The sequence below is a fragment of the Sphaerotilus microaerophilus genome, from assembly GCF_023734135.1.
In the GTDB taxonomy this organism is placed as follows: domain Bacteria; phylum Pseudomonadota; class Gammaproteobacteria; order Burkholderiales; family Burkholderiaceae_C; genus Sphaerotilus; species Sphaerotilus microaerophilus.
This window is the reverse complement of the sequence record NZ_AP025730.1, coordinates 2,032,505-2,052,382: the sequence shown is the minus strand read 5'-3', so window position 1 is coordinate 2,052,382 and position 19,878 is coordinate 2,032,505. Positions and strand designations below refer to the sequence as shown.

Genomic DNA, 19,878 nt, shown 5'->3' with positions numbered 1-19,878 from the left:
GGGTTGGCGCAGGGGCGCGACGACGGCTGCGGCCTCACATCCCCGCGTAATTCGGCCCGCCGCCGCCCTCGGGGGTGACCCAGTTGATGTTCTGCGTCGGGTCCTTGATGTCGCAGGTCTTGCAGTGCACGCAGTTCTGCGCGTTGATCACGAGTTGATCGGCGCCGTCCTTGTTGACGAACTCGTACACCCCGGCCGGGCAGAAGCGCGCTTCCGGGCCGGCGTACTTGGCCAGGTTCACGCGCACCGGCACGCCCGCATCCTTCAAGGTCAGGTGCGCCGGCTGGTTCTCCTCGTGGTTCGTGTTGCTCACGAACACCGAGCTGAGGCGGTCGAAGGTGATCTTCCCGTCGGGCTTCGGATACTCGATCTTCGCGCACTGGTCGGCCGGCTTCAGGTACACGTGGTCCGGCTCGCTGCGGTGCAGCGTCCACGGCGGGCTGGCGACGCCGATCTTGGGCAGGAACCACTGCTCCACGCCCGTCATCAGCTCGCCCACCAGGCGGCCCTTCTTGAACCAGAGCTTGAAGTTGCGCGTCTGCTGCAGCTCCTCCATCAGCCAGCTGGCCTCGAAGGCGGCCGGGTAGGCGCTGAGCTCGTCCTTCTCGCGCCCGGCGGTGATGTCACTGAGGGCCTCGAACAGCGCCTCGGCGCAGAGCATGCCGCTCTTGAGCGCGGCGTGGCTGCCCTTGATGCGCGCGGCGTTCATGGTGCCCAGGTCGCAGCCCACCAGCGCGCCGCCGGGGAAAACCATCTTGGGCATCGCCTGCGGGCTGCCGTTGTTGATCGCCCGCGCGCCGTAGCTCACGCGCTTGCCGCCTTCGATGTGCGCGCGGATCGCCGGGTGGGTCTTCCAGCGCTGCATTTCCTCGAAGGGGCTCAGCCAGGGGTTGGTGTAGTCCAGCCCGATCACGAAGCCCAGCGTGACCTGGTTGCCTTCGAGGTGGTACAGGAAGCCGCCGCCGAAGGTCGCATCGTCCATCGGCCAGCCGGCGGTGTGCACCACGCGCCCGGGCTGGGCCTTCTCGGGCGGGATCTCCCAGAGTTCCTTGATGCCGATCGCAAAGCTCTGCGGATCCTTGCCGGCCGTCAGGTCGTACTTCGCCAGCAGCTGCTTGCCCAGATGGCCGCGCGCGCCCTCGGCAAAGATCGTGTATTTGCCCAGCAGCTCCATGCCGAGCTGGAAGGCATCGCCCGGCTCGCCGTCCTTGCCCACGCCCATGTTGCCGGTGGCCACGCCGCGCACGCAGCCGGCCTCGTCGTAGAGCACCTCGGCGGCGGCGAAGCCCGGGAAGATCTCCACGCCCAGCGCCTCGGCCTGCTCGGCCAGCCACTTGACCAGCGCGCCCAGGCTGATGACGTAGTTGCCCTCGTTGTGGAAGTTGCGCGGCACCAGGGCATCCGGGATGCGCTTGCAGTGCTCGTGGCCCAGCACCAGGATGTCGTCGCCGGTGACCGGCTGGTTCAGCGGCGCGCCGAGTTCTTTCCAGTTGGGGAAGAGCTCGTTCATCGCGCGCGGGTCCATCACGGCGCCCGAGAGGATGTGCGCGCCCGGCTCGGAGCCCTTCTCCAGCACCACGACGTTGACCTCGCTGCCCTTCTCGGCCGCCAGCTGCTTCAGGCGGATCGCCGTGGCCAGGCCCGCCGGGCCGGCACCAACGATCACGACGTCGTATTCCATCGACTCGCGTGGGCCGTGGGCATCAAGGATCTGTTGCGGGGTCATGGCGGTCTTCCTTGCGTTGTCCGGGCGGGCGGGCGAGCGCGTCAGGCCGGCTGCTGTGTAGCCGTGGGTGCTGCTGCCGCCGCTGCTGCTGCGGCAGCCTCGGCGGCGGCTCGCTCGCGCCGCGCGCGCGAGGTGGTCATCACCAGGGCCTCGCCTTCGATCACCACCGTCTCGCGCACGCGGCAGACGGTGGCCAGCGTGGCGCGGGCACGCGCCTCGTCCACCGCCGTCACGGTGACGGTGGCGTGCACCGTGTCGCCGGGGCGCACCGGGGCGCGGAACTTCATCTGCTGGCTGAGGTAGACCGTGCCCGGGCCGGGCAGGCGGTTGGCCACCGCCGCGGAGATCACGCTGGCGGTCAGGAAGCCATGCGCGATGCGCCCGCCGAAGGGCGTGGTGGCGGCGAACTCCTCGTTGACGTGCACCGCGTTGTTGTCGCCCGAAACACCGGCGAACAGCACGATGTCCGCCTCGGTCAGCGTCTTGGAGAAGGTGGCCTGCATGCCGGGGCGCAGGTCCTCGATGTCGTGGCCGTTCATCTCGTTCATGGCGTGGCTCCCCTTGATCAGAACTGCTCGGCCGCCAGGCCCAGCGTGGAGGCGGCGCCATGCAGCACGCTGTCGCGCAGCGCAGCGGCCTGCGGCAGCACATGCAGCGCGAAGTGCAGCGCGGTGACGCGCTTGGCGGCCAGGAAGTCGCCCTCGGCGCTGCCACTGGCCAGCTGGGTGCTGGCCGCATCCGCAGCCCGTGTCATCAGCCAGCCGCCCACCACCGTGCCGGCCAGCCAGAGGTAGGGCACCGCCGCCGCCGCGGCCTCGCGCGAGCCCAGGGCCAGCAGGCCGTTGGTGGCGGCTTCCAACGCCTCGACCCCACCACTCAGCGCCACCGACAGGCGCTGCAGCAGCGCATCGCCCTGGCCGGCCACCGCGGCGGCGTCGGCGCGCATCATCGCGATCAGCCGGCCCATGACCTGCCCGCCGTCGCGCGCCAGCTTGCGGCCGATCAGGTCGTTGGCCTGGATGCCGGTGGTGCCTTCGTAGATGGTGGTGATGCGCGCATCGCGCTGGTGCTGCGCCGCGCCGGTCTCTTCGATGAAGCCCATGCCGCCGTGCACCTGCACGCCAGTGGCGGTGACCAGCTGGGCGCCTTCGGTGCACCAGCCCTTGACGATGGGGATCAGCAGGTCCACCAACTGCTGCGCACTGCGGCGCTGCTCGGCGTCGGCGTGGCCATGGGCGCGATCCATCTGGCCGGCGGCGTAGTAGGCGATGGCGCGCTGGGCCTCGCAGCGGGCCTTCATGTCCATCAGCATGCGGCGCACGTCCGGGTGGCCGACGATGGTGGCGTTGGTCTCACCCTCGCGGCCTAGCGTCCGGCCCTGCACCCGGTCGAGCGCGTAGCTGCGCGCCTGCTGGTAGGCGCGTTCGGAGATCGCCACCCCCTCCAGGCCGACGTTCAGCCGGGCGTGGTTCATCATCGTGAACATGCAGGCCAGGCCCTGGTGCGGCTCACCGACCAGCCAGCCGATCGCGCCCGGCCCCTCGCCGAAGCTCATCACCGCGGTGGCGCTGGCACGGATGCCCATCTTGTGCTCGATGGAGGCGCAGACCAGGTCGTTGCGCTCCCCCAGGCTGCCATCGGCGTTGACCAGGAACTTCGGGCAGAGGAACAGCGAGATGCCCTTCACCCCCGGCGGCGCGTCCGGCAGGCGCGCCAGCACGAGATGGACGATGTTCTCGGCCATGTCGTGCTCACCCCAGGTGATGAAGATCTTGGTGCCGCTGATGCGGTAGTGATTCCCCTCGGGCACCGCCTTGCTGCGCAGCGCGGCCAGGTCGGAGCCGGCCTGCGGCTCGGTGAGGTTCATCGTGCCGGTCCAGCGGCCCTCCACCATCGCCGGCAGATATCGCTGCTGCAGCTCGGCGCTGCCGTGCGTGGCAATCGCCTCGATGGCGCCCAGCGTCAGCATCTGGCACAGCGAGAAGGCCATGTTCGACGACTTCCACATCTCCAGCACCGCGGTGGACAGCAGCGTGGGCATGCCCTGGCCGCCGAACTCGCGGCGCGCGGGCATGCCGTGCCAGCCGGCCTCGCAGAAGCTGGCGTAGGCGGGCTTGAAGCCGTCGGCGGTGGTGACGACGCCGGCCTCCCAGTGGTTGCCCTGGCGGTCGCCGGGGTGGTTCAGCGGCGCCAGCACCTCGGCGGCGAACTTGCCGGCCTCCTCCAGGATCGGCTCGACCAGGTCGGGCGTGACCTCCTCATGGCCGGGCTGGGCCAGCACGGCGTCCAGGCCGCCGATTTCCTTCATCGTGAACAGCATCTCGCGCAGTGGCGCAGCGTAGGTCATGGCAGGGTTTCCCGAGGAATGCGTAGGAGAGGGTGGAGTTCAGGTTGGGGGGCGGCTCAGTGGCCACCGCCGGGCGGGGTATCGCTGCGCGGGCCGCGCAGGGCCAGCAGCTCACCGACGATGCCGCGGCGGAAGGCCAGCACGCAGACCACGAAGATCGCCCCCATGATCACCGTGACCCAGGGGCCGACCTTGTCGGCCAGCTCGTTTTCGAGCGTCACGATCACCAGCGCGCCCACCCCCGGGCCGAGCAGCGTGCCCAGGCCGCCCAGCAGCGTCATCAGCACCACCTCGCCGCTCATGTGCCAGTGCACATCGGTGAGCGAGGCGAGCTGGAACACCAGCGCCTTGAGCGCCCCGGCGGTGCCGGCCAGCGCGGCCGAGAGCACGAAGGCCAGCAGCTTGTAGCGGTTGACGTCGTAGCCCAGCGAGATGGCGCGCGGCTCGTTCTCGCGGATGGCCTTGAGCACCTGGCCGTAGGGCGAATGCACCGTGCGGCGGATCAGCCAGAAGCCGGCCAGGCAGACCGCGAAGACGAAGTAGTACATCGCCTGGTTGTCGCCCAGAGGCAGCAGGCCCAGCAGGGCCCCGCGCGGGACGCCCTGCAGGCCGTCCTCGCCGCCGGTGAAGGGCATCTGCAGCGCCACGAAGAACACCAGCTGCGCCAGCGCCAGCGTGATCATGGTCAGGTAGATGCCCGAGCGGCGGATGGACAACCAGCCGAACAGCGCCCCCAGCGCCGCAGCCACCGTGGTGCCGCCCAGGATGGACAGCTCCGGGCTCAGCCCCAGGTTCTTCGCCAGCCCGGCGCAAACATAGGCCGAGGCGCCGAAGAAGGCCGCATGGCCGAAGGACAGCAGCCCGGCAAAGCCCAGCAGCAGGTTGAAGGCGCTGGCGAACAGCGCGAAGCACAGCACCTTCATCAGGAAGGTGGGGTAGATGAACCAGGGCGCAGCCAGGCCGAAGGCCAGGGCCAGCGTCCAGCCCAGCAGGTGGCGGGACTCGGTGGCGCTGCCGCGCGCCGCAGGAGAGGAGGTCAGGGTCGACATGTCGGCTCCAGGGAGAACGGCCGGGTCAGGCCTGCTTGCCGAACAGGCCGGCGGGACGCAGCAGCAGCACGACGATCATGATCACGAAGATCACCACCGCCGAGGCTTCCGGGTAGATCAGCTTGGTCAGGCCTTCGACGATGCCCAGCCCCAGCCCGGTGACGATGGAACCGGCGATCGACCCCATGCCGCCGATCACCACCACCGCGAACACGACGATGATCAGGTTGGAGCCCATCACCGGGTTCACCTGCATCACCGGCGCGGCCAGCACGCCAGCAAAGGCCGCCAGCGCCACGCCCACACCGTAGGTGGCCGTCACCAGCACCGGCACGTTGATGCCCAGGGCCTGCACCAGCTGGGGCTTCTCGGTGGCCGCGCGCAGCGTGGCGCCCAGCGGGGTGCGCTCGATCACGTACCAGGTCGCGACACACACGGTCAGCGAGGCCAGCACCACCCAGCCGCGGTACAGCGGCATGAACATGAAGCCCAGGTCCACCCCGCCCTGCAGCTGCTCGGGCGGCGCATAGGAGCTGCCCGAGACGCCGAAGAAGTACTTGAACACCCCCTCGGCGATCAGCGCCAGCCCGAAGGTCAGCAGCAGGCCGTAGAGGTGATCGAGCTTGTAGAGGTGGCGCAGCAGGCCGCGTTCGATCACCACCCCCAGCAGGCCGACCACCAGCGGCGCAGCCACCAGCGCCACCCAGTAGTTCATGCCCAGGTATTCGAGCCCGAGCAGCGCCACGAAGGCGCCGACCATGTACAGCGCCCCGTGGGCGAAGTTGATGATGTTCAGCAGGCCGAAGATCACCGCCAGGCCCAGGCTGAGCACGGCGTAGAAGGAGCCGTTGATCAGCCCGAGCAACAGCTGGCCGAACAGCGCCTGGGAGGAGAGGCCGAAGAGCGTCATGCGCGTCCCCAATAAAAGGCGTGGCTTACTTCTTGGCCACCAGCGGGCACTTGCTGGCCGCCAGCGGCTGGAAGGCCTCGGCCGCCGGGATGGTGGCGCGCACGTGGTAGTAGTCCCAGGGGGTGGTGGACTCGGCCGGCTTCTTCACCTGCAGCAGGTACATGTCGTGCACCATGCGGCCGTCGGCACGGATGCTGCCGTTCTTGGCGAAGAAGTCGTTGACCGGCGTCTTCTTCATCTGCGCCATCACCTTGGCGGTGTCATCGGTGCCAGCGGCCTTGACGGCCTTCAGGTAGTGCATCACCGAGGAGTACTGGCCAGCCTGCACCATCGTGGGCATGCGCTTGTGCGCATCGAAGAAGCGCTTGGACCAGGCCCGCGTCTCGTCGTTGAGGTTCCAGTAGAAGCCTTCGGTGAGGTACATGTTCTGCGTCACCTTCAGGCCCAGCGAGTGCACGTCGGTGATGAACATCAGCAGGCCGGCCAGCGACTGCTTGGGCGTGATGCCGAACTCGGCGGCCTGCTTGATCGAGTTGATGGTGTCGCCGCCGGCATTGGCCAGGCCGATGATCTGTGCGCCCGAGCTCTGCGCCTTGAGCAGGAAGGAGGAGAAGTCGCTGCCCGGGAAGGGGTGGCGCACGGCGCCCAGCACCTCGCCGCCGTTGGCCTTGACCACCTCGCTCGCGTCCTTCTCCAGCGAGTGGCCGAAGGCGTAGTCGGCGGTCAGGAAGAACCACTTCTTGCCACCGGTCTTCGTCACCGCCTTGGCCGTGCCGTTGGCCACCGCGTAGGTGTCGTAGGTCCAGTGGACGGTGACGTCGTTGCAGTCCTCGTTGGTGACGCGGGTGGAGGCGGCGCCGGAGATCAGCGCGATGCGGTTCTTCTCCTTGGCGATCTTCTGCACCGCCAGCGCCACCGAGGTGGTGACCAGCTCGCTGGCCACGTCCACCTTCTCGCGCTCGAACCACTCGCGCGCCTTGTTGGCGGCGATGTCGCCCTTGTTCTGGTGGTCGGCGGAGACCAGTTCCACCTTGAAGGCCGGCTTCTCCTTGGCCACGAAGTCGTCGATGGCCATCTGGGTGGCGATCACCGTGCCCTTGCCGGAGACGTCGGAGTACACGCCCGACAGGTCGGTGAGCACGCCGATGCGCACGGCATTGTCCGACACCTGCGCCACGGCGGGCGCGGATGCGGCGGTGAAGGCCGTGGCCAGGGCGGCGGCAAAGGCCGTGGGCGCGAGTGAAGTGAAACGCATGGTCTGTCTCCGTTGAGGTCTGTGGAAAAAGCGCAATGGCAGGGCGAAGTCCGCCACGCCGGGGCCTGGGCGGCCTCGTCGGGCAGGGGTTCGGGATCGGGTCGGGGGGCGGCGCGGCGGCCGCCCAGGCTCAGACGCCGAGCAGCTCGTGCAGCATCTCGGTCTTGTCGGCCAGCTCGTCCTTGTGCACCACGGCCACCACGCGGCCGTGCTCCAGCACGTAGTGGCGGTCGGCCAGGGGCGCGGCGAAGCGGAAGTTCTGCTCCACCAGCACAATGGTGTAGCCGCGCGACTTGAGCAGGCGGATCACCTGCCCGAGCTTCAGCACGATCACCGGGGCCAGGCCCTCGGTGATCTCGTCGAGCAGCAGCAGCCGCGCGCCGGTGCGCAGGATGCGCGCCATCGCCAGCATCTGCTGCTCACCGCCGGACAGCCGGGTGCCCGGGCTGTGGCGGCGCTCCCAGAGATTGGGAAAGAGCTCGTAGATCTCCTCGATCGTCATGCCGCCGGAGCGCACCACCGGCGGCAGCAGCAGGTTCTCCTCGGTGGTCAGGCCGGAGAAGATGCCGCGCTCCTCCGGGCAGAAGCCCACCGCGAGGCGCGCCACCTGGTGCGGCGCCATGCCGATCAGCTCGCGGCCGTTGAACATCACCGAGCCGCTGGCGCGGCCCACCAGCCCCATCATCGACTTCAGCGTGGTCGAGCGGCCGGCGCCGTTGCGGCCCAGCAGGGTGATCAGCTCACCTTCGGCCACGCGCAGGTCGATGCCGTGCAGCACATGCGATTCGCCGTAGAAGGCGTGCAGGTCGGTGATGCGCAGCATCTCGTTGCCGCGCGGCGGGCTCAGCGCCGGGTCGGCCCGGCGTTGGGCGGTCATGTCGACGGCGCTCATGCGGCGACTCCCACATAGGCTTCGAGCACCCGCGGGTCCTTGGAGACCTCCGCGTAGGGCCCTTCGGTGAGGATCTGGCCACGCTGCAGCACGGTGATGCGGTCGCAGAGTTTTTCCACCACCGACAGGTTGTGCTCCACCATCGCCACGGTGCGGCTGGCCGCGACCTTCTTGATCAGCTCGGCCACCCGGTCCACGTCCTCGTGGCCCATGCCCTGGGTGGGCTCGTCCAGCAGCATCAGCTGGGGGTCCAGCGCCAGCGTGGTGGCGATCTCCAGCGCGCGCTTGCGGCCGTAGGGCATCTCGACCGCCAGCGTGCGGGCGTAGCTGCCCAGGTCCACCTGATCCAGCAACGCCATCGCCTCGTCGTCGAGCTGGCGCAGGGTGCGCTCATGGCGCCAGAAGTGGAAGCTGGTGCCCAGGCGGCGCTGCAGCGCCACCCGCACGTTCTCCAGCGCGGTCATGTGGCCGAAAGTGGCTGAGATCTGGAAGGAGCGGATCACGCCGCGCCGGGCGATCTGCGCCGGCTCCTCGCGGCTGATGTCCTGGCCATCGAAGAGGATCTGCCCGCGCGTGGGCTGCAGGAACTTGGTCAGCAGGTTGAAGACGGTCGTCTTGCCGGCGCCGTTCGGGCCGATCAGCGCGTGGATGCTGCCGCGGAGGATCTTCAGGTTCACGTCCTGCACGGCCGCAAAGCCCTTGAACTCCTTGGTCAGGCCGCGGGTCTCGAGGATGAATTCAGTGCTCATCGAATCCTCCTCAGCCGATCGCCGAAGCCGACTTGAACTGCTGGCGCAGCTGGAACTTCTGGATCTTGCCGGTCGAGGTCTTGGGCAGCACGCCGAAGACGATCTGCTTGGGCACCTTGTAGCGCGCCATGTGGCCGCGGCAGAACTCGATGATCTCCTCGGGCGTGGCGCTCACGCCGTCGCGCAGCTCCACCACCGCGCAGGGCACCTCGCCCCACTTCGCATCGGGCACCGCCACCACCGCGGCCAGCGCCACCGCCGGGTGCCGGTACAGCACCTCCTCCACCTCCACGCTGGAGATGTTCTCCCCGCCGGAGATGATGATGTCCTTGCTGCGGTCCTTGATCTTGACGTAGCCGTCCGGGTGCAGCACCGCGAGATCTCCGGTGTGGAACCAGCCGCCACGGAAGGCCTCGGCGCTCGCCTCGGGGTTCTTCAGGTAGCCTTTCATGACGATGTTGCCGCGGAAGAAGATCTCGCCCATCGTCTCGCCGTCGGCCGGCACGGGCTGCAGCGTCTCGGGGTTCAGCACGGTGACGTCCTGCTGCAGCGGGTAGGCCACGCCCTGGCGGGCGTTCAGTGCGGCGCGCTGCTCGATCGGCAGAGGCGCCCATTCCTCCTGCTTGGCGCAGACGGCCGCCGGGCCGTAGACCTCGGTCAGGCCGTAGACGTGGGTGATGTCGATGCCGATGCGCTCGCAGCCTTCGATGATCGCCGCCGGCGGCGCCGCCCCGGCGATCAGGCCCTGCACGGTGTGGCTGATGCCTTCGCGCAGCGCAGCGGGGGCGTTGACGAGCATGCCGTAGACGATGGGGGCACCGCACATGTGCGTCACCTTCTGCTCGCGAATCAGCGGGAAGATCAGCTGCGGGTCGACCCGGCGCAGGCAGACGCTGACGCCCGCCTGCAGCGCCATCGTCCAGGGGAAGCACCAGCCGTTGCAGTGGAACATCGGCAGCGTCCACAGGTACACCGGGTGCAGGGGCAGCGTCCAGGTGACGACGTTGGACACGGCGTTCAGGTAGGCGCCGCGGTGGTGGGTCACCACGCCCTTGGGGTTGCCGGTGGTGCCGCTGGTGTAGTTCAGCGAGATGGCCTGCCATTCGTCCGCAGGCAGCGTCCAGGCGTAGACCGGGTCGCCTTCGGCGAGGAAGGCCTCGTAGTCCAGCTCACCCAGCGACTTACCGCCTTCGAAGTCGGCGTCGAGCACGTCGATGACCAGCGGCTTCGGGCCGGTCATCAGCGCCAGGGCGCGGGCGATCGTCGAGGAGAACTCCCGGTCGGTGAGCAGTACCTTGGCGCCGCCGTGGTCGAGCTGGAAGGCAATCGCCTCCGGGTCGAGCCGGGTGTTCAGGGTGTTGAGCACCGCGCCGGTCACCGGCACGCCGAAGTGGGCTTCGTACATCGGCGGGGTGTTGGGCAGCATGGCCGCCACCGTGTCACCCAGGCCGATGCCGCGCTTGCTGAGCGCCGACGCCAGGCGGCGGCAGCGCTCGAAGGTCTGTGCCCAGGTCTGCCGCAGCCCCCCGTGCACCAGCGCCAGGCGCTGCGGGTACACCCTCGCCGTGCGCTCCAGGAAGCTCAAAGGGCTCAGCGCCACAAAATTGGCGTCGTTCTTGTCCAGCCCGACGTTGTAGGGATGGGTCTGCATCGTCGTTGTCTCCGGTGTCGGCCGCCGCACGAGGCGCGGGGCTGCTCTGGACCGGAAGCATCGCGAGAGAACGTTGCAGCGCCCGCCATGCAATGTGACGAATGTTTGCAACTTCGGTCACACCTCAGGCAGCCTCCTAGAATTTCCTGCAGCGGTCTGTGCTTGGCACAGGCGCTACTGCCGATGCCCGACGACCGCCCGCCCCCTTCCCCGCCCTCACCCCCATTGGCCCAATCCTCGGGTCTGTCGGACCTGTCGCCCCGCCACGGCGGATTGCAGGCGGCCCTGGACCTGATCGACCAGGGCTTCACGCTGATCGACGGCGACCTGCGCATGGTGGCCTGGAACCAGACCTTCCTGCGCCTGCTGGACTTTCCGGACGAACTGGCCTGGGTGGGTGCCCCGTTCGAGGGCTTCATGCGCTACAACGCGCAGCGCGGTGAATACGGCCCGGGTGACCCGGATCTGCAGGTGCGCGAGCGCATGCTGGCGGCCAGCCGCTTCACCGCCCACACGCTGGAGCGCACCCGGCCCGACGGCACCGTGCTGCTGGTGCGCGGGGTGCCGGTGCCGGGCCACGGTTTCGTGACGCTGTACTCCGACATCACCGCACAGCGCGCCGCCGAGCGGCAGATCCAGCAGCACGCCGCCGTGCTCGAACAGCGGGTGGCCGAGCGCACTGCGGAGCTGCGCCGCAGCGAGGCGCAGATGCGCCTGATCACCGACTCCATCCCGGCGCTGGTGGCCTACTTCGACCGCCACCGCAATTACCGCTACATCAACCGCGGCTACAAGGCCTGGTTCGGCCTGGACCCGGATCACCCCGAGCGGGTCAGCGCCAAGGCCTACCTCGGCGCGGCCACCTATGCGGGCATCCGCCCCAACGTGGCGCGCGCGCTGGCGGGTGAGCCGGTGACCTACGAGTACGAGGTCGACATCGTCGGCGGCACGCGGCTGATCGCACGCACCACGCTGATTCCGGAAGTGGACGTCGACGGCCAGGTGGCCGGCTGCTTCGAACTCACCTTCGACATCACCGAGCAGAAGCGCTCCCAGGCGATGCTGGTGCAGGCACAGAAGATGGAAGCGCTGGGCCAGCTCACCGGCGGACTGGCGCACGACTTCAACAACATCCTCACCGTGGTGATCGGCAACCTGGAAGGCCTGCGCCGGGCGCGTCCGGACGACCCGGCGATGGCCGAGTCCATCGAACCGGCGCTGCTCGCCGCCCACCGCGGCGCCGACCTGATCCGCCGCCTGATGTCCTTCTCCCGCCAGCAGCCGCTGGCGGCCAAGGCCACCGACGTGGGCCGGCTGCTCGACGAGGTTGCGCGGCTGGTGCGGCGCACGCTGCCCGAGGATCGGCAGCTGGACCTTCGCCCCTGCACCGTCTCCGTCTGGGCCTGGGCCGATGCCCACCAGCTGCAGAACAGCCTGCTGAACCTGATCTTCAACGCCCGAGACGCCACCGCGGCAGGCGGGCGGATCGCGCTCGGACTGGAAGTGCACGACGTCGCGGCCACCGCCGCCACGGAACTGGGGCTGCGCCCGGGCCCGCACGTGCGCCTGGTGGTGAGCGACAACGGCTGCGGCATGGACCGCGCCACGCAGGAGCGCGTCTTCGAGCCCTTTTTCACCACCAAGCCACCGGGCCACGGCACCGGGCTGGGCCTGGCGATGGTGTACGGCTTCATCACCCAGTCCGCTGGCGCCATCCGCATCGACAGCGCGCCCGGCGCCGGCACCACCGTCTCGCTCTGGCTGCCGGCCTGCGAGGCCCCGCTGGAGGACGTCGACGTCGAATCGCCCGCCTCGCCGGCGCCGGCCGGCTCGCGGGGCCTGGCCCTGCTGGTCGAGGACGACGCAGCGGTGCGCCAGGTGGTGCGCCGGGATCTGCTCGCCCTGGGCTTCGCGGTGCTGGAGGCGGAGAACGGGCCGGAGGCGCTGGAGATCCTGGACTGCACGCCCGCGATCACGCTGGTCCTGACCGACGGGGTGATGCCCGGTGGCGTCGACGGTCGGCAGGTGGCCGCCCACGCCCGGCGCCAGCGGGTTCCGCAGGTGCTGCTGATGAGCGGCTATGCCCCCGGCGCATCGCCTGACGAGGGCCAGCCGATCCTGCCCAAGCCCTTCACCCGGGAGCAGTTGGCGGCCCGGCTCGAATCCGGGGACGGGCGATGACCCCGACCGGGCCCGTGCCCCTGGGCGGCGCCGCCGCGCTGGTCTACGTCATCGAGGACGACGCGGCGGTCGCCGGACTGGTGGCCGACACCCTGCGCGAGTTCGGCTACGCCACGGAAACCTTCCACAGCGCGACGGCCGCCCTGCGCCGCCTGCCGGTGCAGCGCCCCGACCTGTGCATCGTCGACCTCGGCCTGCCGGACATGGACGGCATCGAGCTGGTGCGGCAGATCACCGCCGCCCACACCTGCGGCGTGCTGATCCTCACCGGCCGGGGCCACACGGTGGACCGGGTCATGGGCCTGGAACTGGGCGGCGACGACTACGTCGTCAAGCCCTTCGACACGCGCGAACTGGTCGCCCGCGTGCGCAGCATCCTGCGGCGGCGCAGCGCGGCAGCCCCCGGCATGGCACCGGGCACTCGCCGGTTGGCGAGCTTCGCGGGCTGGACGCTCGACGGCGCCTCCAACACCCTGCGTTCACCCGCGGGCGAGGAGCAGGTGCTCGGCCTGGCCGAGGCCCAGGTGCTGCGCGTCTTCCTCGATCGCCCGCACCAGATCCTCACCCGCGAGCAGCTGATCGGCCAGCACGACCTCTCTCCGTTGGACCGCAGCATCGACGTGCGCATCTCCCGCCTGCGCCGCCGCCTGGAGGCCGACCCGCAGAACCCGAAGCTGATCAAGACCGTCTACGGGGCCGGCTACCTCTTCACCGCCGCAGTCACCTGGAGCTGAACGGCGCAGCGCCCGGTGGTCAGACAGCGCCCGCCGCCCGCACCACCCACAGCGACAGCCCCACCGCAACCACCAGCCAGATCAGCCCGATGCCGATCGCCCCGGCCCAGCTGCGCGGCCGGGCCTCATGGCGCTCCAGCCAGGCCTCGGCCTGCCGACGCGATTCGGTGATCACCTCGGGCGGCAGTAGCCGCAGTGCCAGCCAGATCAGCAGCGGCAGCAGGATCACGTCGTCCAGGTAGCCCAGCACCGGCACGAAGTCCGGGATCAGGTCGATCGGGCTGAGCGCGTAGGCCACCACGACCGCCGCCAGCGCCTTGGCCGTCCAGGGCGTGGCCGGGTGGGCGCGGGCAAACCACAGCGTCATCGCGTCGCGCTTGAGGCGGCGCGCCCAGTCGCGCAGCCGCTCACGGCTGCGTTCGATCCAGCCCACGCGCCGCCCCTCAGCCGATCGCCGCAGCCGACCTGAACTGCTGGCGCAGCTGGAACTTCTGGATCTTGCCGGTCGAGGTCTTGGGCAGCACGCCGAAGACGATCTGCTTGGGCACCTTGTAGCGCGCCATGTGGCCGCGGCAGAACTCGATGATCTCCTCGGGCGTGGCGCTCACGCCGTCGCGCAGCTCCACCACCGCGCAGGGCACCTCGCCCCACTTTGCATCCGGCACCGCCACCACCGCCGCCAAGGCCACGGCCGGGTGCCGGTACAGCACTTCCTCCACCTCCACGCTGGAGATGTTCTCCCCGCCCGAGATGATGATGTCCTTGCTGCGGTCCTTGATCTTGACGTAGCCGTCCGGGTGCATCACCGCCAGATCCCCGGTGTGGAACCAGCCGCCCTTGAAGGCTTCCTGCGTCGCCTCGGGGTTCTTCAGGTAGCCCTTCATCACGATGTTGCCGCGGAAGAAGATCTCGCCCATCGTCTCGCCATCGGCGGGCACCGGCTGCAGCGTCTCGGGGTTGAGCACGGTGACGTCCTGCTGCAGCGGGTAGGCCACGCCCTGGCGGGCGTTGAGCGCGGCGCGTTCTTCGATGGGCAGGCCGCTCCACTCTTCCTGCTTGGCGCAAACGGCCGCCGGGCCGTAGACCTCGGTCAGGCCGTAGACGTGGGTGATGTCGATGCCGATGCGCTCGCAGCCTTCGATGATCGCGGCCGGCGGCGCCGCCCCGGCGATCAGGCCCTGCACGGTGTGGCTGATGCCTTCTCTCAGCGCGGCCGGGGCGTTGACCAGCATGCCGTAGACGATGGGGGCACCGCACATGTGGGTGACCTGCTGCTCGCGGATGAGCGGGAAGATCAGCTGTGGGTCGACCCGGCGCAGGCAGACGCTCACCCCGGCCTGCAGCGCCATGGTCCAGGGGAAGCACCAGCCGTTGCAGTGGAACATCGGCAGGGTCCACAGGTAGACCGGGTGCTGGGGCATCGTCCAGGTCACCACGTTGGACACGGCGTTCAGGTAGGCGCCGCGGTGGTGGGTGACCACGCCCTTGGGGTTGCCGGTGGTGCCGCTGGTGTAGTTCAGCGAGATGGCCTGCCATTCGTCGGCCGGCAAGGTCCAGGCGAAGGCCGGGTCGCCTTCGGCCAGGAAGGCTTCGTAGTCGAGTTCACCCAGGCTCTTGCCGCCGTCGAACTCCGCATCCAGCACGTCGATCACCAGCGGCTTGGGGCCGGTCATCAGCGCCAGCGCGCGGGCGATGGTGGAGGAGAACTCGCGGTCGGTCAGCAGGACCTTGGCTTCGCCGTGGTCGAGCTGGAAGGCAATCGCCTCCGGGTCGAGCCGGGTGTTCAGGGTGTTGAGCACCGCGCCGGTCACCGGCACGCCGAAGTGGGCTTCGTACATCGGCGGGGTGTTGGGCAGCATGGCCGCCACCGTGTCACCCAGGCCGATGCCGCGCTTGCTGAGCGCCGACGCCAGGCGGCGGCAGCGCTCGAAGGTCTGTGCCCAGGTCTGCCGCAGCCCCCCGTGCACCAGCGCCAGGCGCTGCGGGTACACCCTCGCCGTGCGCTCCAGGAAGCTCAAAGGGCTCAGCGCCACGAAGTTGGCGGGGTTGCGGTCGAGGTTGGTGTCGTAGGGGTTCAGGCGAGAGGCGTCGGTCATGGCGAAGGGTTCTCCGGGCTGTGGCGCACGGTGCGCGTTGCCAGCAATGTAGCCCTGCGAACGCCGTGGGTCACACCCGCAGGGCCGATTTCTGCTGGCGCTTGACGCCGGCCCTCCCAGCCCGTTCAATCGGGGTCATGGCCCTGCCCACCTTCATCCAGGAGCACCGCGAAGACGTCGCGGCACTGTGCCGCCGCCATCACGCCCGGCGGCTGGATCTGTTCGGCTCGGCCACGCGCGCAGATTTCGCGCCAGAGCGAAGCGATCTCGACTTCCTGGTCGATCTGCCCAGCGACCTGCCGCCCGGCGGGTATGCCGAGGCCTTCTTCGGCCTGAAGCGCGACCTGGAAGCGCTGTTCGAGCGCCCGGTCGACCTGCTGAGCAGCCAGCAGATCGTCAACCCTTATCTGCGTCAGCGCGTCGATGCCGAACGGCTGACGGTGTATGGCGCCTGACGCGGCGGCCCTGCTGTGGGATGCGCATGCCGCCGCCCAGGCGGTGTGCGGCTTCGTGCGAGGCCGGAGCTTCAGCGACTACCTGGCCGACCCGATGCTGTCTGCCGCTGTCGAACGGAAACTGGAAATCGTCGGCGAGGCTCTCAACCAACTCCGCAAGGTGGATGCCGCCACCGCCGCGCAGATCCCCGAGTTGAATGCGGCGGTCGGCCTGCGGAACATCCTGATTCATGCCTACGGATCGGTGGACCATCGGCTCGTCTGGGATGTGGCGACGGCCCATCTGCCTGAATTGATGGCCCGAATTGAACGCCTGCTGGGGACTCCCTGAAGCCGCAGGCTTGCCTAGCCGAAATGTAGGAATAAACCGATCAGTCTGATCGTACGGGCGGCGACTCTGCTGAACGCAGATCGGTGTCGTCCCGGTTGCTCTTGCCAATATTGCACCGGTCGCACAGCGTCTGAAAGTTGTCCAGACTGTCTGTGCCACCTCGCGAACGCGGAAGTATGTGATCGACATGCAAGATCACGTCATCATGTGAGCCGCGCCCGCAGGCCACGCATTTCCAACGGTCCCGCTGGAAGACTTGCCACCGAAGAGCGGGCATCACACGAACGCGCTGCACCGCAAGTTGGGCCGCACCGTGCTGCAGTCCATGGTCAACCGATGACTGGCCGGCTACGGTGGAATCTTTGGCAGGTTCCTCTTGGAGGGAGTCGAGGAAATCGTTCGCCTTGGCGATTATTAACCTGGCAATTAAATACAAATGTTAGTATAATGTTTTAGGACTTACGCAGGGTCACTTCAGCTAGCGCAATGATTCGCCATTTCGACTCAATATGTCAGATGGGTGCCATGCGAATGGTTGGTGACCGAAGTTCCTTCTTGAGGAATTCCGAGAGGATTCCCTTCTTCAGGCTGTAGATGTTTGTCTTCAGCGCTTTGGCCGTCTCGCAGAGGTGGACCCAGGCCAATATCGCGCAGGCGATGTGATTCTTCTGTGACCGGGCCATTCTGCACTGACATTTTTCGATGCCAAGAACCTGCTTGATCTCCCTGTGGTACTGCTCAATCTTCCAGCGCACGGCACACATCTCATGCGTATCGTCCGTCGAATCTTGAGATAGGTCGTTTGTCACAACCCAGTCCGTGCGATTGGTATCAACCACAACCCGGAACAGTTTCAGCTTGATGTCACTGGGAAACTTGAACAGTTTGACGTGTTTGCCATGCACATGTTCTTGGGCACTCCACTGCAGCGTACTGACCGCCTTGTAGGGCTGCTGGCCTTGGCTGTCGTCAACCTTGCGATTGCTCTTGAGCGGGCAGTAGAAGTGCTTGCCCGCCCGGTGGATGTGCTTCATCAGATCCATGGTGGCGTACCAGGAGTCCATCAGCACGGTGCGAAAGGGCAGCTTCTTGTGCGCCATGGCATTGTCGAACATCTCCTGGACATGATCCAGCTTGGACTTGCCGTCTTCGTCAGGCGCATAGATGCGCCAGTCGATGATCCAGTAGTGGCCGGTCTTGATGTTCACGTACAGGCAGTTGACCACCCCAATGCCCTTGATCAGGCCGTGGGCGTTGCCGCTGTACTGTTTGCGCACCAGCTCGATTTTGTGCGAGTGGTTCTTGTCCAGAACGCTGTCATCGAAAACCAGGCAGGCATCGTCGTCAAATTCGATGTTTCGTCGGGCCAGATTCCAGACATCGGCCGGGCTGATATTGGCAGCCTGCAAGTAGCGATTTATGGCGTCATGAGAAAACCTCTGATGGTGATCCGCAAAATAGGTCTGCGTGTAGTTGATTTGTGTGGATATCAGAAATTGGCAGTAGTCTCGGCTCGTGGGTTTCATGGTGAATATATTATCACAAATACCACGAAATCGGCGCCGATATATTAAATAATCTAGTTTGATTTAAACGTTTGCGTAAGTCCTATGTTTGCATGAATAAGCCTACTGACGCCCGTTCACTTTCAGAAGAATCCCTGGAGTTGTTGCGCCGGCAGGCGCACCGGCTGCGTCAGGACGGGCGGGCATGGTCCGAGATTGCTCAGATCGTTGGAGTCCACCAAAGCACGCTCATGAGTTGGGCACGGCGTTTCAATGTGGGCGGTGAAAAGGCGCCAACGAATGTGAGTTCGGCGCGGCGCGGGCGCCGTGTGGGTGAAAAGCGCACGATCAGCCTGCTCGATGAGATGGCCCTGCGCGATCAGATCGTCGGGGGCAATCCAGATCAGATGTCGTTGCCGTTCGCGTTGTGGACGCGCAAGGCGGTGCAGGAGGCCATCAAGCTCAAGTTGGGCATCGACATGCCCATTCGCACCGTGGGCGAGTATCTGCGGCGTTGGGGTTTCACGCCTCAGAGGCCCGCCAAACGGGCCGTCGAGCAGCGCAGCGAGCTGGTGCAGCAATGGATGCAGGTGGACTACCCCGCGCTGGTGCGTCGGGCCAAGGCTGAAGCAGGCGAGATCTACTGGGGCGATGAGACGGCCATCCGCCAGGACACCGCCTGGGTGCGCGGCTACGCCCCGGCCGGGCAGACCCCGGTGCTGCGGCATGCCGCGCGCTGGACCAGCATCACCATGATCTCGGCGCTGACCAACCAGGGACTGCTGAAGTTCGCCTTCCACGACGGCGCGATCAACCAGGATCGATTCATCGAGTTCCTCGCTGCGCTCGTGGCCGACAGTGCCGGCAAGAAGGTCTTCCTGATCGTGGACAACCTTCGGGTTCACCGGGCCAAGGCCGTCACGCAATGGCTCGAAGGCAAGGATAGGCAAATCGAGGTTCATTACTTGCCGCCGTACTCGCCCGAAGCCAATCCCGACGAGATCCTCAACCGCGACTTGAAGACCGAGTTGCGCATGCGCCCGGCGGCCAAGGACTCCGATGAACTCAAACGTATCGCTGAGGAATTCATGAAGACACTCGCTGAACTACCCGGAAAGATCAAACGCTACTTCAGGAGCAAGACGGTTTCATATGCGAGCGTCGCCATGAACTGGTCTTATATTTAATTGCCGGGTTAATAAATCGAGAAATCGAACAGGCTCGCCCTTCGATATCTGGATGTACGAGTCGTAGACGGGAAAGAAGAAGGAAAGCGCCCAGATCAACTGGTTGATGTCTTCCTCGGACACAGGGTAGCTCTGCACACTGACCGAGAAGAATCTGTTGGCGAAATACTTTTCGGCCTTCATGTCGAGATAGTGCTCACGAAAGGGAGAAATCGCCCTCGCCCCCTTGCCGACAGGAAGCTCCGGAAACAACCCCGAGAAGTAGCAAATTCGGTGCGTCAGGCCCTCGAACTCCAGATGAAAGTCGAGGTATTTCTCGTAAGACGCGTCGGTCAGTCCTTTGAGCCAGTGGTTGTCAAACAGCAGCGATAGCCCCTCGACGGTGAGCTCCATGCCGAACCTGAATGGAAGGATCTGAACCGGCTTGCCGTCCTTCCTGGCGACACCGAACCACTTCTCCTTCACTCTGCGCCCACCGATGCCGACAAACGCCGAGTCGTACAAGTGGGTCAGGTCAGCCTCGCGGCGTGTTCTGAAGTGAGGCCAGTAGGTCACGATGGAGTCTTCAAGAACGTCAACGCCGTAGATGTTCCTGATTCCAGCGATGGCCTCGTTCATCACCAAGTGCAGGCGCGGCAGTATCGAATGCCGCAGCGCATCGGCGCGCAGTCGAGCGTCCTCGACTTGAAACAGATTCTTGTCGCTTTCGTCGAAACCGATGTCGTGGCGCTCCACGTGTCCCTCCCCTGGTTCAATCAGCACAGGCGCGGCCGACAAGATCTTGCCCGCCATGCCTGCCCCGCCTCTCGT

General features: G+C 67.0%; 19 protein-coding genes. 5 read left to right on the top strand and 14 right to left on the bottom strand.

The window, feature by feature from the left end; genetic code table 11:
* Positions 1 to 34: 34 nt before the first annotated feature.
* The 9 genes from NGK70_RS09060 to NGK70_RS09020 form a co-directional block, all read right to left on the bottom strand.
* Entirely contained in the window at positions 35 to 1,726 is a 1,692-nt protein-coding gene (locus tag NGK70_RS09060) for an electron transfer flavoprotein-ubiquinone oxidoreductase (RefSeq protein ID WP_251972916.1), read from the bottom strand.
* A 41-nt stretch (positions 1,727 to 1,767) separates the two neighbouring features.
* Complete coding sequence (locus NGK70_RS09055) at positions 1,768 to 2,274, bottom strand: MaoC family dehydratase (RefSeq protein ID WP_251972915.1); 507 nt, start codon at positions 2,272 to 2,274, stop codon at positions 1,768 to 1,770.
* Positions 2,275 to 2,291: 17 nt separating this feature from the next.
* Entirely contained in the window at positions 2,292 to 4,073 is a 1,782-nt protein-coding gene (locus NGK70_RS09050) for an acyl-CoA dehydrogenase (RefSeq protein WP_251972914.1), read from the bottom strand.
* A gap of 56 nt (positions 4,074 to 4,129) precedes the next feature.
* Positions 4,130 to 5,122 (bottom strand): branched-chain amino acid ABC transporter permease, encoded by a 993-nt coding sequence (locus tag NGK70_RS09045; RefSeq protein WP_251972913.1) that lies wholly within the window; start codon positions 5,120 to 5,122, stop codon positions 4,130 to 4,132.
* A 25-nt stretch (positions 5,123 to 5,147) separates the two neighbouring features.
* Positions 5,148 to 6,032 carry a branched-chain amino acid ABC transporter permease gene (locus NGK70_RS09040; RefSeq protein WP_251972912.1) on the bottom strand — a complete coding sequence of 295 codons (885 nt, stop codon included), beginning with the start codon at positions 6,030 to 6,032 and terminating at the stop codon, positions 5,148 to 5,150.
* 25 nt (positions 6,033 to 6,057) lie between these two features.
* The gene (locus NGK70_RS09035; RefSeq protein ID WP_251972911.1) at positions 6,058 to 7,287 is read right to left on the bottom strand and encodes an ABC transporter substrate-binding protein; all 1,230 of its coding nucleotides are present in this window, start codon (positions 7,285 to 7,287) and stop codon (positions 6,058 to 6,060) included.
* 130 nt (positions 7,288 to 7,417) lie between these two features.
* Positions 7,418 to 8,164 carry an ABC transporter ATP-binding protein gene (locus NGK70_RS09030; RefSeq protein ID WP_251973725.1) on the bottom strand — a complete coding sequence of 249 codons (747 nt, stop codon included), beginning with the start codon at positions 8,162 to 8,164 and terminating at the stop codon, positions 7,418 to 7,420.
* Between the two features lie 11 nt (positions 8,165 to 8,175).
* Positions 8,176 to 8,928 carry an ABC transporter ATP-binding protein gene (locus tag NGK70_RS09025; RefSeq protein ID WP_251972910.1) on the bottom strand — a complete coding sequence of 251 codons (753 nt, stop codon included), beginning with the start codon at positions 8,926 to 8,928 and terminating at the stop codon, positions 8,176 to 8,178.
* Between the two features lie 10 nt (positions 8,929 to 8,938).
* On the bottom strand, positions 8,939 to 10,579 hold the full coding sequence (locus NGK70_RS09020) for an acyl-CoA synthetase (protein WP_251972909.1): 1,641 nt from the start codon (positions 10,577 to 10,579) through the stop codon (positions 8,939 to 8,941).
* Positions 10,580 to 10,762: 183 nt separating this feature from the next.
* Between NGK70_RS09020 and NGK70_RS09015 the strand changes: the two genes are divergently transcribed.
* Together NGK70_RS09015 and NGK70_RS09010 are read left to right on the top strand one after the other, a co-directional pair.
* Positions 10,763 to 12,760 (top strand): PAS-domain containing protein, encoded by a 1,998-nt coding sequence (locus tag NGK70_RS09015; RefSeq protein ID WP_251972908.1) that lies wholly within the window; start codon positions 10,763 to 10,765, stop codon positions 12,758 to 12,760.
* A complete protein-coding gene (locus NGK70_RS09010) occupies positions 12,757 to 13,494 on the top strand; it encodes a response regulator transcription factor (RefSeq protein WP_251972907.1) in 738 nt (245 codons plus the stop codon). Before NGK70_RS09015 ends, NGK70_RS09010 begins: the two co-directional genes overlap by 4 nt.
* A 19-nt stretch (positions 13,495 to 13,513) precedes the next feature.
* Here NGK70_RS09010 and NGK70_RS09005 read toward each other — a convergent pair whose 3' ends face one another.
* Positions 13,514 to 13,861 carry a YkvA family protein gene (locus tag NGK70_RS09005; RefSeq protein WP_251973724.1) on the bottom strand — a complete coding sequence of 116 codons (348 nt, stop codon included), beginning with the start codon at positions 13,859 to 13,861 and terminating at the stop codon, positions 13,514 to 13,516.
* Between the two features lie 76 nt (positions 13,862 to 13,937).
* Positions 13,938 to 15,590 carry an acyl-CoA synthetase gene (locus NGK70_RS09000; protein WP_251972906.1) on the bottom strand — a complete coding sequence of 551 codons (1,653 nt, stop codon included), beginning with the start codon at positions 15,588 to 15,590 and terminating at the stop codon, positions 13,938 to 13,940.
* Between the two features lie 137 nt (positions 15,591 to 15,727).
* Between NGK70_RS09000 and NGK70_RS08995 the strand changes: the two genes are divergently transcribed.
* Both NGK70_RS08995 and NGK70_RS08990 read left to right on the top strand, forming a co-directional pair.
* On the top strand, positions 15,728 to 16,045 hold the full coding sequence (locus NGK70_RS08995; RefSeq protein WP_251972905.1) for a nucleotidyltransferase family protein: 318 nt from the start codon (positions 15,728 to 15,730) through the stop codon (positions 16,043 to 16,045).
* The gene (locus NGK70_RS08990; RefSeq protein ID WP_251972904.1) at positions 16,035 to 16,376 is read left to right on the top strand and encodes a HepT-like ribonuclease domain-containing protein; all 342 of its coding nucleotides are present in this window, start codon (positions 16,035 to 16,037) and stop codon (positions 16,374 to 16,376) included. The genes NGK70_RS08995 and NGK70_RS08990 overlap by 11 nt, the downstream gene beginning before the upstream one ends.
* Positions 16,377 to 16,416: 40 nt before the next feature.
* Here NGK70_RS08990 and NGK70_RS26560 read toward each other — a convergent pair whose 3' ends face one another.
* Positions 16,417 to 16,653: an HNH endonuclease gene (locus NGK70_RS26560; protein WP_346433177.1), complete on the bottom strand. Its 237-nt coding sequence runs from the start codon at positions 16,651 to 16,653 to the stop codon at positions 16,417 to 16,419.
* 235 nt (positions 16,654 to 16,888) lie between these two features.
* On the bottom strand, positions 16,889 to 17,902 hold the full coding sequence (locus tag NGK70_RS08985; RefSeq protein ID WP_251969112.1) for an IS701 family transposase: 1,014 nt from the start codon (positions 17,900 to 17,902) through the stop codon (positions 16,889 to 16,891).
* A gap of 92 nt (positions 17,903 to 17,994) precedes the next feature.
* Between NGK70_RS08985 and NGK70_RS08980 the strand changes: the two genes are divergently transcribed.
* Positions 17,995 to 19,068 (top strand): IS630 family transposase, encoded by a 1,074-nt coding sequence (locus tag NGK70_RS08980; protein WP_251971221.1) that lies wholly within the window; start codon positions 17,995 to 17,997, stop codon positions 19,066 to 19,068.
* On the opposite strand, the gene NGK70_RS08975 is transcribed toward NGK70_RS08980, so the two are convergent.
* The gene (locus NGK70_RS08975) at positions 19,030 to 19,860 is read right to left on the bottom strand and encodes a hypothetical protein (RefSeq protein WP_251972903.1); all 831 of its coding nucleotides are present in this window, start codon (positions 19,858 to 19,860) and stop codon (positions 19,030 to 19,032) included. The two genes, NGK70_RS08980 and NGK70_RS08975, sit on opposite strands and share 39 nt — an antisense overlap.
* Positions 19,861 to 19,878 lie beyond the last annotated feature (18 nt).